Genomic DNA, 12,801 nt, shown 5'->3' with positions numbered 1-12,801 from the left:
TTATTTCTGCGCCTCCCGGATGATGGCTTCGTTGGTCTCGTCGAACTCGGTATTGGCCCGACGGACGTAGATCCAGGTGATGATGATGGTAAAAACGATGACCCCGACGCCCAGGGGAACGCCGATACTGGTGGTCATGCCGGCACCAAGCTTGGTACCGATCCACGGGCCATTGAAGGCGACCAGGAGGATGAAGCCGTAGTAGGCGGCGGCCCCCAGGATGGTCATGATGATCGAGTAGGTATTGCGCGTGGCAATGAACTCGTGAAATTTCGGATTTCTAGAAACCCGTTCGACGACGTCTTGCATGGGTTGGCTCCTCGGCACTTGCTGGTTATAGAGGCATTGCTGCGGAGCGTAATCTAAGGCGCGGTTCTTACAGATAACTTACGGGGCGTTACAAAGCGTCAAAAAAAACCCGCGGCGAACCGCGGGTTTTTCTTGATGGGGCCGAAGCCCGTATGCGCAAGCCCGGCGAGCCAAGCGCCGCACCCTGGCGCAAGCGCGGTGCGTCAGGGCTAGGCGCCCCTGCGAAGACAGTGCTGTAGCACGGCAAGCAGGGAGCAACGACGCCCTGGCGCACCGGGCGCCGCGCCAGATTACATGCCCATGTCCATGCCGCCCATACCCCCCATGCCACCAGGCATGGAAGGCGCCGGCTTGTCTTCGGCCAGCTCGGCCACCATGCACTCGGTGGTGAGCATCAGGCCGGCGACGGAGGCGGCGTTCTGCAGGGCGGTGCGGGTGACCTTGGTGGGATCGAGAACGCCCATGTCGACCAGATCGCCGTAATCACCGGTGGAGGCGTTGTAGCCGTAGTTGCCCTTGCCACGAACGACCTTGTCGACCACCACGGAAGGCTCATCGCCAGCGTTGGCGACGATTTCACGCAGGGGCTGCTCCATGGCGCGCAGGACGATCTTGATGCCGGCATCCTGGTCGTGGTTGTCACCCTTGAGCTTGCCGATGGCGGAGCGGGCGCGCAGCAGTGCGACACCGCCGCCGGCCACGATGCCTTCCTCGACGGCGGCGCGGGTGGCGTGCAGGGCGTCCTCGACGCGGGCCTTCTTCTCCTTCATTTCGACTTCGGTGGCGGCACCGACCTTGATGACGGCAACGCCGCCAGCGAGCTTGGCCACGCGCTCCTGCAGCTTCTCGCGGTCGTAGTCGGAGGTGGCTTCCTCGATCTGGACACGAATCTGCTTCACCCGGGCTTCGATGCCCTTGGCGTCGCCCGCACCGTCGATGAGGGTGGTGTTCTCCTTGGCCACTTCGATACGCTTGGCCTGGCCCAGATCCTTGAGGCTGGCCTTTTCCAGGGTGAGGCCGGTTTCCTCGGAAATAACGATGCCGCCGGTGAGGATGGCGATGTCTTCCAGCATGGCCTTGCGGCGGTCGCCGAAGCCCGGGGCCTTGACGGCGACGGTCTTCAGAATGCCGCGGATGTTATTGACCACCAGGGTGGCCAGGGCTTCGCCATCGACATCCTCGGCGATGATGAGCAGCGGACGGGAGGCCTTGGCGACCTGTTCCAGCACCGGCAGCAGGTCGCGGATGTTGGAGATCTTCTTGTCGAAGAGCAGGACGAAGGGGTTGTCCAGGATGGCGATCTGCTTGTCCGGATTGTTGATGAAGTACGGGGACAGGTAGCCACGGTCGAACTGCATGCCTTCGACGACGTCCAGTTCGTTGGCCAGGGACTTGCCGTCCTCGACGGTGATGACGCCTTCCTTGCCGACCTTTTCCATGGCCTCGGCGATGATGTCGCCGATGGAGGAATCGGAGTTGGCGGAAATGGCGCCCACCTGGGCAATTTCCTTGGTCGTGGTGCAGGGCTTGGAAATGGCCTTCAGTTCCTCGATGGAGGCGATGACGGCTTTGTCGATGCCGCGCTTCAAGTCCATGGGGTTCATGCCGGCGGCGACGAACTTCATGCCCTCGCGGACGATGGATTGGGCCAGCACGGTGGCGGTGGTGGTACCGTCACCGGCGATGTCGGAGGTCTTGGAAGCGACTTCCTTGACCATCTGGGCGCCCATATTGGCGAACTTGTCCTTCAGCTCGATTTCCTTGGCGACGGAAACGCCGTCCTTGGTGACGGTCGGGCCGCCGAAGGAACGCTCGAGCACGACGTTGCGGCCCTTGGGGCCGAGGGTGACCTTGACGGCGTCGGCCAGGATGTTGACGCCTTCGACCATGCGGGCCCGGGCGGAATCGCCGAATTTGACTTCTTTAGCTGCCATGTGAATCTCCTGAATCGGTTTCGTGAAAAGACGCGCTTAGGAAACCAGCACGCCCATGATGTCTTCTTCGCGCATGACCAGGACCTCCTGGCCATCGACCTTGACCGTCTGGCCGGCGTATTTGCCGAACAGAACGCGGTCGCCGACCTTGACGTCCGGGGCGTTGAGCTTGCCGGAGTCGTCGCGCTTGCCCGGGCCGACGGCCAGGACTTCGCCCTGATCCGGCTTCTCGCCGGCGGTATCGGGAATGACGATGCCGGAGGCGGTGGTGCGCTCGGCTTCGACGCGCTTGACGATCACACGGTCGTGCAACGGACGGATTTTCATGGATGGACTCCTCGACTAATGATGACTTAAGGGTGGAAACCGGCCCGGGCACTGCCCCGGGGGGCGGGAGCGGCTGTTAGCACTCGCTTCCGGTGAGTGCTAATAATAGGGGCGGCCATGAGGACTTTCAAGGGGGGCATGAAAATTTGGCCGCCCCGATGTCGGCGCAAGGGCGCCCTCAACCGCGATACTGGCGGAATTTCCGGGCTAGAATTTCGCCATTGCCATTGCGAACGCCACGATGATCAAGAAGATCGGTATCGACCAGTTGCTGCCGGGCATGTTCGTCCACGACCTCAATTGTGGCTGGCTCGACCATCCCTTTCTGAAGAGCAAGTTCCATGTGCGCGACCCGGCGACAATAGAAAAGATTCGCGCCATCGGCGTGCGCGAGTTGTATATCGACACCATCAAGGGGGCCGACGTGTTCGCGGCCCGCACCCAGCAGGAGGTGAGCGAGGATCTCGACCGCCTGCTGCAGGAAATCGCCGCCCAGGCCGACGACAAGCCCATCGCCACCGAGGTGCGGGAAGAAGCCGCGCGGGCCCGCCGCCTGCACGGCGAAGCCAACCGCCTGGCGCGCAATCTCATGGGCGACCTGCGCCTCGGCCTGCCGGTGGAACCCGAGCGCTTCGAGCCCCTCGTCGACAGCCTGGTGGATTCGATCTTCCGCAACCCCGACGCCCTGCTTCCCCTGGCCCGCCTCAAGAGCCAGGACAGCTACACCTTCGAGCACTCGGTCGGCGTGTGTTCCCTGCTGGCGGCCTTCGGCCGCGCCTTGCAACTGCCGCGGGAGGAAATCCGCGAAATCGCCCTGGGGGGCCTGCTGCACGACGTGGGCAAGGCCCGGGTGGACGATGCCATCGTCGACAAACCCGGCAAGCTGTCCGACGACGAATTCGCCCTCATGAAGGCCCATGTCCCGGAGGGCCTCGCCCTCTTGCGGGCGGTCCCCAACCTTTCGGCCACCGCCCTCGCGGTGGTGGCCGAGCACCACGAACGCATCGACGGCAGCGGTTACCCTGCCGGCCGCAAGGGGCCCCAGCTCAGCCAGGCCGGACAGATGGCGGCCATCGTCGACGTCTATGACGCCATGACCTCGGACCGGGTCTACCACCGCGGCATGGCACCCACCCCTGCCCTGCGCAAACTGCTGGAGTGGAGCGAGCACCATTTCGACCGCGCCCTGGTGCAAAGCTTCATCCGCACCCTGGGCATCTATCCCACCGGCTCCCTGGTGCGCCTGGACAGCGGCCGCCTGGCGGTCGTCGTCGAGCAAAATGAGAAGCAGATTCTGGAACCGGTAGTGCGCGCCTTTTACCATGCCGGCAAGCAGTACTACATTCCTCCGGAACTTGTGGATCTCGCCAAGACCCAGGACCGCATCGCCAGTTTCGAAAGTTACGAAAAGTGGAACATCGACCCTTACAAGTGGTTGCCCGCCTGATCCTTGCCGCCACCCTGACGGTTGCGACGGCCGCTGGGGCGGCGGAGGGCCCATCGGTGGAACAGCGCGCCGATTGGGATTCCCGCCTCGCCGCCGCCAAGACCAAGCAAAAAGAGGGCGTCGCTGCGCAAAAGGAGGCCGAGGCCCGCTTCGCAGAGGAAAAGAAGGCCTGCTTCCAGAAGTTCCGGGTCAACGACTGCCAGAACGAAGCCAAGCAGCGCTACGTCACCGCCATGCGCGAACACCGCCGTACCGAAAACGAGGGTCTCGCCGCCGAACGCCAGGTCAAGGCCGAAGAGCAGGCGGATCGGGCAGCCTGCCGGGAGGCGGAATCCCAACGCCAGGCGGCCTCGCTGCCGGGTCGCGCCGCGGCGACTGAGGCCGACCGGGAAGCAGCCGCGCGCCAGCGTTCCGGGAAGCTGGCCAGCAAGGAGGCCCAGGCCCGGGCCGGCAAACAGCGCAGGGACGCGGACGCCGCACGCCTGCGCGAGAAACGCCTCAAGCACGAGCGCAAGGTCGCGGAGAAAATGGAAAAGGCCCGCCGCCACGAGGCCGAGGCGGCCCGCTGAGACCCCCGCCATGATCCGCCGCATCCCGATTTCCAAGCTCCTGCCGGGGATGTACGTGGTGGACATGCACCGCAGTTGGCTTGCCCACACCTTTTGGCGTTCCCGCTTTCTGGTGCAGGACGACGACACGATCCGCCGCATGGCGGAGGAGGACATCAGCGAGGTCAGCATCGACACCGAACGGGGCCGCGACATCCCTCCGCCGCCAACGCCGCTCACGCCGGTCAATCCCGACTACGTCTCGCGGGCCGAGCGGCTGCGCAGCAAGCCCACGACCCTCAGCCTGGGCGAGGAGCGTCGCCGGGCCGGCCTGCTGCTCGGTGAAGCCCGCCATTGCCTGGAAGACCTGATGGGGGCGGCCCGCCAGGGCGAAGCGGTGGAACTGGGCCGACTCGAACCCCTCATCGAGCGCATGATCGAATCGGTACAGCGCAACCCGGACGCCCTGCCCCCCCTGGCCCGCCTCAAACTGGGCAGCGACTACGCCGTGGGACATGCCCTCTCCACCGCCGCGCTGATCGTGGCCTACGCCCGCCAGATGGACCTGGATCGCAGCGAGACCGAGAGCCTGGCCCTCGGCACCCTGGTCAAGGACATCGGCCATTTCGCCGTCGACGCGGATCTGCTGGGCAAGGCCGGTCGCTTCTCCCGGGACGAGCGTTCCCACGTCGAGCGGCACGTCGAGGAGGGGGTCAGCGTCCTGATGGCTCACCATCCCCTGCCGGAATCCGCCCTCGCCGTGGTGCTCGAACACCACGAACGCTTCGACGGGTCCGGCTATCCCTACCATATCGGCGGCACGGAAATCTCCCGCGCCGGGCGCATGGCGGCCGTGGTGGACCGCTTCGACGCCATGGTCTCCCAGCGCAGCTACCGCCGCGCCCTCATCCCGGCCCTGGCCCTGGGCCAGGTGTTTGCCGCCGGGGGTCAGGACTTCGACCCGGCGCTCCTTTCGGCCTTCGTGCACGCCGTGGGCATCTATCCCGTGGGCAGCCTCGTCCGGCTGGAAAGCGGGCACCTCGCCGTGGTCGAGGAATTGCATCCCGAGCAGTTGCTCTCCCCGGTCGTGCGGGTGATCTACCATGCCGGCCGCAAGCAGTACGTCGCGCCCGTGGTCGCCGATCTGGCGGCGCCGGTAGGCAATCATTACGGTCAGATCGTGCGGGCCGAAAACTTTTCCGACTGGGGCCTGAGCGCCGTACGCTGGCAGCCGGTTTGAGCGTACCATGACGGGGAACTGGAGGTATCCATGCCCCGCCAACGCCGCAGCATATTCCTGATCGATGCCGACCCCGCGGCCCTGGTTCTGGGGCAGCGCCTCTTCGAGCGGCTCGAACTGCCGCCCCCCGTCGTCTTCGACAATCCCCGCCTGGGCATAGAGACTTTCCGCAGGCAAGGTGCGGAAGCCGTCCTGGTCGCCCTGGCCATGCCGGGCATGACCGGCGTGGACGTCATTGCCGAGCTCGCCCCCCTGGCCGCACCGGAAGCGGTCCCCATCGTGGCCCTGGCCGATCCCGCAGACCGTTCCGGGCACGAGCGCGCCTGGGCCGTCGGCGCGGCCGAAATTTTCACCCGCCCCCTGGAGCTTGCCGAAGTGCGCGTCCGCCTCGGCAACCTGCTGCAACTCGGCCGCCTGCGCGATACCCTGGCCGGCCAGGATGCGCTCTTGCATCAGCGCCTGAGCGAACGAACCCGCGATCTGGAGGCGCTCCTGGAAGAAACCCGTCTCGCCAGCCGCAGCGCCATCCGCCGTCTCGCCCGCGCCCTCGATCACCGCTGTGGCCGGGATGGCCAGCACGGCGTCCGCATGAGCAAGATCGCCGCCTCCATCGGGCACCACATGGGCCTGGATGGCGGAAGCTGCGAACTCCTGGTCGATGCGGCCGCCATGCACGATATCGGCACCGTCATCGTCCCCGGCGATATCCTGCACAAGACCGGGCGGCTTTCGCCGGTGGAATTCGAGCAGGTCAAGCGGCATCCGCTCGCCGGCGCCGCCATGCTGGACGGCGACGATTCCCGCCTCCTGCAGGCGGCACGGGAAATTGCGCTCACCCATCACGAAAACTGGGACGGCAGCGGCTATCCCGGGGGACTGAATGGGGAGAAGGTTCCTCTCTTCGGACGCATCGCCGCGGTCGCCGACGTCTTCGACGCCCTCACCGCCGAACGTCCCTACCGGCGCGCCTGGCCCCTGGCCGATGCATCGCGGGAAATCCGCCGCCTATCCGGCAGCAAGTTCGACCCGGCCGTGGTCGACGCCTTCGAGGCCGGCCACGACGAAATCCTATTCATCGCGCAGCGCTTCGTCGAGGCGCCCGGGGCGCTGCAGTAAGCGGCGGAACAGGGGCGGCAGCCCCGCCTCACCGACCCGAGAGCGGCATAGCCACTCGCGTCCCGCTTCCCCTGCCTCAGCCAGCGGTCCCGTCACCCGACACAGCACCGGCGTCGCCTCCAGACGAAAGTGGGTGAAGGTCTGCCGCAAGGCGGGCAAAGGCCGCCAGGGCGTGCCCGCCAGGCCGAGGCCCCCGAGCACCGCCGCCGGATCACCTTGCGGAGGCACCAACAGGCCGCCCCAGATACCCCCCGGCGGACGCCTCTCGAGCAGAACGCCTGCGCCATCCGTCACCAGGACAAAGCAGGTCGCGCGCCGGGGCAGCTCCCGCCGCGGCCGGGGAAACGGCAGCGCCTCCGTCCGCCCGGTAATGCGGGCGGCGCAATCGTCGCGCAGGGGGCAAGCTGCGCAGGCGGGATTCTTTCGCGTGCAGACCGTGGCGCCCAGATCCATCAAGGCCTGGGAGTAGGGGCCGCAGTCTCCCGGCGGCAGGAGCGACTCGGCCAGGGCCCACAGGCGCCTCTGCACTGCGGGCGCATCGGGAAAGCCTTCGATGGCAAAGAAGCGGCAAAGCACCCTCTTCACATTGCCATCCAGGATTGCCGCCCGGGCGCCCCAGGCAAAGGCGGCCACCGCTGCGGCCGTGGAGCGACCAATGCCGGGCAAGGCCGCCAACGCCTCCGGCGCAGCGGGAAAGCTGCCCCCATACTCGGCCATCACCACCTGCGCACAGCAATGCACATTGCGCGCCCGGCTGTAGTATCCCAGGCCCGCCCAGGCGGCCGCCACCTCCTCCGGTGCCGCCGCGGCCAGGGACGCGACATCGGGAAAGCGCGCCAGAAACCGCAGGTAATAGGGAATCACGGTGGCCACCTGGGTCTGCTGCAACATCACTTCGGACAGCCAGATACGGTAGGAATCCCGCGTTCCCTGCCAGGGGAGGCCGTGGCGACCGTGGTGCTGCTGCCAGGCCACCAGGCGGGCGGCAAAATCGGGATCGGGCTGGGGCAAAGGTCGTCTCGACAGGGGTCGTCCGGAGGCCGGATAATACGCCCCTTTCCCGCGTCCATCCCCCGATGACACACTCCGCCGCCGACTGCACCAGCCCCGCCGGACAACGCTGCGATGCCGCCGCCTCGGCCGCCGGCTTCGACTGCCGCAACTTCCGCCATACCCTGGGCCAGTTCGCCACCGGGATCACCATCGTCACGGCCATGTCCCCGGATGGCCAGCCGGTGGGTCTCACCGTCAATTCCTTTGCCGCCGTCTCGCTGCAACCGCCTCTGGTCCTCTGGAGCCTGGCCGTTTCTGCCAATCTGCTCCAATCTTTCCGGCGGGCCAGCCACTACGCCATCAACGTCCTGGCCGCGGACCAGGAGGATATTTCCACCCGTTTCGCCACCTGGCCCGCCGACCGCTTCGCTGGCCTGCCCTGGCGCCCCGGTCACGGCGGCTCCCCCGTGCTGGAAGGACTCTGCGCCCACTTCGAGGTGCGCAATGATCACCAGTACCCGGGCGGCGACCATCTCATCTTCGTCGGCGAAGTGCTGCACTACGCCCAGAATCCCGAGCGAGCGCCCCTGCTGTTCCACCAGGGCCGCTACCGCCTCCTCGGGGCCGCTGAATGAATCCGCTGGACCGCCCGGCTACTGCGGTTTCTTCTCCGCCCTTCGCCGCCGAAGCCCTGGACTGCGGTTGAAGCGGCGGCCTTCTGCGCTTAGAATGCCGCCGTCAGACCCCAAGAGCGGGCGTCGTATAATGGTAATACCCAAGCTTCCCAAGCTTGTGCCGTGGGTTCGATTCCCATCGCCCGCTCCACACCGGATTCAGGCAGATCGCCGATCTGCAAGAGTTATTGACGGACCTCGGCCCCTGCCATGACCGCCCGCCTGCGCGAAATCCCCTACAACTACACGTCGTTTTCGGACCGCGAGATCGTCATCCGCCTCCTGGGGGCGGACAACTGGGCCATTCTCGATACCCTGCGCGGCGAGCGCGTCACCGGCCGTTCGGCTCGCATGCTGTACGAAGTGCTGGGGGACATCTGGGTGGTGCAGCGCAACCCCTATCTGGAGGACGATCTGCTGGCCAACCGGGATCGCCGGGAGGCTCTGGTGGAGGCCCTGCGTCACCGCCTGAGGGAGGTGGAGAAGCGCCGCGTCGACTCTGAGAAGGACGACCCCGCCCGCTCGGCCAAGGTCAAGCGTCTGGTGGAAGCGGCCCAGGCCGCCGTCGAACGCTTCGCCGCCCATTTCGGCGAGACCCTGGACCTGCGCCGCAAGGTGCTGCGCATCCTGGGCAAGCACACCCGCCGGGACAACATCTGCTTCGACGGTCTCTCCCGCGTTTCCCACGTCACCGACGCCACCGACTGGCGGGTCGAGTACCCCTTCGTCGTCCTCGCCCCGGATACCGAGGAGGAGATCGGCCCCCTGGTGCGGGGCTGCATCGAGGCCGGGCTGACCATCATCCCGCGGGGGGGCGGCACCGGCTATACCGGCGGCGCCGTGCCCCTGACGCCCTATTCGGCGGTAATCAACACCGAAAAGCTGATCGACATCGGGCCGGTGGAGGAAACGGTGCTCCCCGGCCACAGCGCGCCCTATTCCACCATCCGCACCAGCGTCGGAGTGGTGACCGAGCGGGTGGCAGAAGCCGCCTCCGCTGCCGGCCGCGTCTTCGCCGTGGATCCGACCTCGGCCTCCGCTTCCTGCATCGGCGGCAATATCGCCATGAACGCCGGCGGCAAGAAGGCCGTGCTGTGGGGCACGGCCCTGGACAACCTGGCCTGGTGGAAGATGGTGACGCCGGACGGCCGCTGGCTGGAGGTGGAGCGCCTCGACCACAACTTCGGCAAGATCCACGAGCAGGAAGTCGTCCGCTTCCGCCTGAAGCGCTTCGACGCCAGGCATTACAAGCCCCTGGGCGAGGAAATCCTCACCCTCCCCGGTGCCGCCTGCCGCAAGGACGGCCTGGGCAAGGACGTGACGGACAAGTTCCTGGGCGGCGTCCCCGGCGTGCAGAAGGAAGGCACCGACGGCATCATCGTCGCCGCCCGCTGGGTGCTGCACAGGATGCCGCCGGTCACCCGCACCGTCTGCCTGGAGTTCTTCGGTCAGGTACGCGAGGCCGTGCCCTCCATCGTCGAAATCACCGATTACTTCAAGCCCGGCGGTGCCGGCAACGCCGCCGGCGTTCTGCTGGCCGGCCTCGAACACCTGGACGAGCGCTACGTGAAGGCCGTCGGCTACGCCACCAAGGCCAAGCGCCATGGCCGGCCGAAGATGGTGCTGATCGGCGACATCGTCGGCCACGACGAGGCTGCGGTGATGGCCGCCACCTCCGAGGTGGTGCGCATGACCAACAGCCGGGGCGCCGAGGGCTTCATCGCCGTCACCCCGGAGACGCGCAAGAAATTCTGGCTCGACCGCTCGCGCACGGCGGCCATCTCCCGCCACACCAACGCTTTCAAGGTGAACGAGGACGTGGTCATCCCCCTGCCGCGCATGGGCGAGTACTGCGACGGCATCGAGCGCATCAACATCGAGTTGTCCATCCAGAACAAGCTGGCCCTGTGCGCGGCCCTCGCCGAGTTCCTGCAAGGCGACCTGCCCCTGGACCGGGGCGACGTCAGCCTCGATACCGATCTTCTCCTCGGCGACCGCCGCCAGGCGGCCCTCGATTACGTCGAGGCCGTGCGCCTGCGCTGGGAATGGCTGCTGGCAAACCTCGATCTGCCCTTGGCGGAAGCCGAAGCCCGTTTCGCGGAGTTCGGCGTGCAGGCCGGCGAGCTGACCAACAAGGCCGCCAACCCGCGCCTCTTCCACCGCCTCCAGGACTACTCGGTACGCGTCTCCTGGAAGCAGGAACTGAAGGCCCGCCTGTCCAAGATTTTCGATGGCGCCGTCTATCGCCCCATCCTCGACCGCATCGCCGGCATCCACAAGGAAGTCCTGCGCGGCCGGGTCTTCGTCGCCCTGCACATGCACGCCGGCGACGGCAACGTGCATACCAACATCCCGGTGAACTCGGACAACTACGCCATGCTGCAAACCGCCAACCGGGCGGTGGAGCGCATCATGCACCTGGCGCGGTCGCTCGATGGCGTCATCTCCGGCGAGCACGGCATCGGCATCACCAAGCTCGAATTCCTCACCGAAGAGGAAATCGGCCCCTTCCGCACCTACAAGGCCAAGGTGGATCCGGAGGGCCGCTTCAACAGGGGCAAGCTGATGCCCGGGGGCGACCTGGCCAACGCCTACACGCCGTCCTTCAGCCTGCTGGGGACCGAGTCGCTGATCATGGAGCAGTCCCAGATCGGCAACATCTCGACCATGATCAAGGACTGCCTGCGCTGCGGCAAATGCAAGCCGGTGTGCTCGACCCATGTGCCCCGGGCCAACCTGCTCTACTCGCCGCGCAACAAGATTCTCGGCACCTCGCTGCTCATCGAGGCCTTCCTCTACGAGGAACAGACCCGGCGCGGCATTTCGCTGCAGCATTTCGACGAATTCAACGACGTCGCCGACCACTGCACCATCTGCCACCGTTGCGAAAAGCCCTGTCCCGTCGACATCGACTTCGGCGATGTCACCGTCGCCATGCGCAACTTCCTGCGCGAGCAGGGCAAGACCCGCTTCAACCCCGGCAAGGCGGCGGCCATGGCCTTCCTGACCTTGAAGGATCCCGCCACCATCAAGCTCATGCGCACGGCCATGATGTCCTGGGGGTTCAGGGCCCAGCGCCTGGCCCATCGTATCGCCAAGGGCTTCGGCCTGGTGCGCGAGACGCGCCAGGCGCCACCGGCCACCGTCGGCGCGCCGACCGTCAAGACCCAGGTCATTCACTTCCTCAACCGGCCCATGCCCGGCAACCTGCCCAAGCGCACGTCGCGGGGACTGCTCGACATCGAGGACGATAGCGTCATCCCGGTCATCCGCAATCCGAAGAAGACCACCGAGGAGTCGGACGCCGTCTTCTACTTCCCCGGCTGCGGTTCCGAGCGCCTCTTCTCTCAGGTGGGCCTGGCCACCCAGGCCATGCTCTACGAAGTCGGTGCCACCACGGTGCTGCCGCCGGGCTATCTGTGCTGCGGCTACCCGCAGACGGCCGCCGGCGAGGAGGACAAGGGCCAGAAGATCACCACCGACAACCGGGTGCTCTTCCATCGCGTCGCCAACACACTCAACTATCTGGACATCAAGACGGTCATCGTCTCCTGCGGTACCTGCATGGATCAGTTGCAGAAGTACCAGTTCGAGAAGATCTTCCCCGGCTGCCGCCTGCTGGACATCCACGAGTACCTGATGGAGAAGGGCGTCAAGCTGGAGGGCGTCAGCGGCACCCGTTACATGTACCACGACCCCTGCCACTCGCCGATGAAGACCTATGCGCCGCTCAAGGTGGCCAACGACCTCATGGGGCAGGATGTGCCCCTGTCCGACCGCTGCTGTGGCGACGCCGGCTCTTTCGCCTACGCCCGGCCGGATATCGCCACCCAGGTGAAATTCAGGAAGCAGCAGGAGATCGAAAAGGTGGCCGGCGAACTGCGGGGCGACGGTTTCAAGGGCGATGTGAAGATTCTCACCTCCTGCCCGGCCTGCCTGCAGGGCCTTTCCCGCTACGACGATGACGCCGGCACCCAGGCCGATTACATCGTGGTCGAGATCGCCCGCCATCAATTGGGCGAGAACTGGATGGCCGACTACGTGGCCAAGGCCAACCACGGCGGCATCGAGCGCGTATTGCTGTAGGCGGGGTAGCCCTGTAGCGATTTCCCAACACCAGGGCAGTTTTTGCTGCACTGCAATGTGAAATATTACCTTTGGCATAGTTCGGCCTTGGACTATTCTTCGGTCTACGCAAACCCAAAAGGAGCGA

The 12,801-nt window shown here is 66.1% G+C and carries 10 protein-coding genes and 1 tRNA gene; 7 read left to right on the top strand and 4 right to left on the bottom strand.

From position 1 onward, the window contains the following. The 3 genes from IPM73_17735 to IPM73_17725 all read right to left on the bottom strand — a co-directional run bounded on the left by IPM73_17735 (position 1) and on the right by IPM73_17725 (position 2,570). On the bottom strand, positions 1 to 309 hold the full coding sequence (locus IPM73_17735; GenBank protein ID MBK8919823.1) for a DUF485 domain-containing protein: 309 nt from the start codon (positions 307 to 309) through the stop codon (positions 1 to 3). A gap of 290 nt (positions 310 to 599) precedes the next feature. Next, positions 600 to 2,243, bottom strand: coding sequence for a chaperonin GroEL (gene groL / locus IPM73_17730; GenBank protein ID MBK8919822.1), 1,644 nt, complete (start codon positions 2,241 to 2,243; stop codon positions 600 to 602). Positions 2,244 to 2,279: 36 nt separating this feature from the next. Beyond that, a complete protein-coding gene (locus tag IPM73_17725; protein MBK8919821.1) occupies positions 2,280 to 2,570 on the bottom strand; it encodes a co-chaperone GroES in 291 nt (96 codons plus the stop codon). 241 nt (positions 2,571 to 2,811) lie between these two features. On the opposite strand from IPM73_17725, the gene IPM73_17720 reads away from it, so the two are divergent. The 4 genes from IPM73_17720 to IPM73_17705 are packed head-to-tail and all read left to right on the top strand — an operon-like array spanning position 2,812 to position 6,921. Further along, the gene (locus IPM73_17720; protein ID MBK8919820.1) at positions 2,812 to 4,017 is read left to right on the top strand and encodes an HD-GYP domain-containing protein; all 1,206 of its coding nucleotides are present in this window, start codon (positions 2,812 to 2,814) and stop codon (positions 4,015 to 4,017) included. Then, entirely contained in the window at positions 4,002 to 4,586 is a 585-nt protein-coding gene (locus tag IPM73_17715; protein MBK8919819.1) for a hypothetical protein, read from the top strand. Before IPM73_17720 ends, IPM73_17715 begins: the two co-directional genes overlap by 16 nt. 10 nt (positions 4,587 to 4,596) lie before the next feature. After that, positions 4,597 to 5,805 (top strand): DUF3391 domain-containing protein, encoded by a 1,209-nt coding sequence (locus IPM73_17710; GenBank protein ID MBK8919818.1) that lies wholly within the window; start codon positions 4,597 to 4,599, stop codon positions 5,803 to 5,805. Positions 5,806 to 5,835: 30 nt separating this feature from the next. Continuing rightward, positions 5,836 to 6,921, top strand: coding sequence for an HD domain-containing protein (locus IPM73_17705; protein ID MBK8919817.1), 1,086 nt, complete (start codon positions 5,836 to 5,838; stop codon positions 6,919 to 6,921). On the opposite strand, the gene mutY is transcribed toward IPM73_17705, so the two are convergent. Further along, positions 6,874 to 7,932, bottom strand: coding sequence for an A/G-specific adenine glycosylase (gene mutY, locus IPM73_17700; protein MBK8919816.1), 1,059 nt, complete (start codon positions 7,930 to 7,932; stop codon positions 6,874 to 6,876). The two genes, IPM73_17705 and mutY, sit on opposite strands and share 48 nt — an antisense overlap. Positions 7,933 to 7,997: 65 nt before the next feature. Between mutY and IPM73_17695 the strand changes: the two genes are divergently transcribed. The 3 genes from IPM73_17695 to IPM73_17685 all read left to right on the top strand — a co-directional run bounded on the left by IPM73_17695 (position 7,998) and on the right by IPM73_17685 (position 12,674). Then, a complete protein-coding gene (locus tag IPM73_17695; protein ID MBK8919815.1) occupies positions 7,998 to 8,549 on the top strand; it encodes a flavin reductase family protein in 552 nt (183 codons plus the stop codon). A gap of 116 nt (positions 8,550 to 8,665) precedes the next feature. Then, positions 8,666 to 8,739 (top strand) — tRNA-Gly (locus IPM73_17690). 59 nt (positions 8,740 to 8,798) lie between these two features. Then, positions 8,799 to 12,674, top strand: coding sequence for a DUF3683 domain-containing protein (locus IPM73_17685; GenBank protein MBK8919814.1), 3,876 nt, complete (start codon positions 8,799 to 8,801; stop codon positions 12,672 to 12,674). Positions 12,675 to 12,801: the final 127 nt, after the last annotated feature.

It is taken from the genome of Betaproteobacteria bacterium (assembly GCA_016720065.1).
GTDB lineage: Bacteria > Pseudomonadota > Gammaproteobacteria > Burkholderiales > Rhodocyclaceae > SSSZ01.
This window is presented reverse-complemented; position numbering and strand designations above follow the sequence as displayed.

Coding starts and splice junctions, on each gene's coding strand:
- IPM73_17735 (MBK8919823.1), bottom strand. CDS start 309: ATGCAAGACGTCGTCGAACGGGTTTCTAGAAATCCGAAATTTCACGAG.
- groL (MBK8919822.1), bottom strand. CDS start 2,243: ATGGCAGCTAAAGAAGTCAAATTCGGCGATTCCGCCCGGGCCCGCATG.
- IPM73_17725 (MBK8919821.1), bottom strand. CDS start 2,570: ATGAAAATCCGTCCGTTGCACGACCGTGTGATCGTCAAGCGCGTCGAA.
- IPM73_17720 (MBK8919820.1), top strand. CDS start 2,812: ATGATCAAGAAGATCGGTATCGACCAGTTGCTGCCGGGCATGTTCGTC.
- IPM73_17710 (MBK8919818.1), top strand. CDS start 4,597: ATGATCCGCCGCATCCCGATTTCCAAGCTCCTGCCGGGGATGTACGTG.
- IPM73_17705 (MBK8919817.1), top strand. CDS start 5,836: ATGCCCCGCCAACGCCGCAGCATATTCCTGATCGATGCCGACCCCGCG.
- IPM73_17695 (MBK8919815.1), top strand. CDS start 7,998: ATGACACACTCCGCCGCCGACTGCACCAGCCCCGCCGGACAACGCTGC.
- IPM73_17685 (MBK8919814.1), top strand. CDS start 8,799: ATGACCGCCCGCCTGCGCGAAATCCCCTACAACTACACGTCGTTTTCG.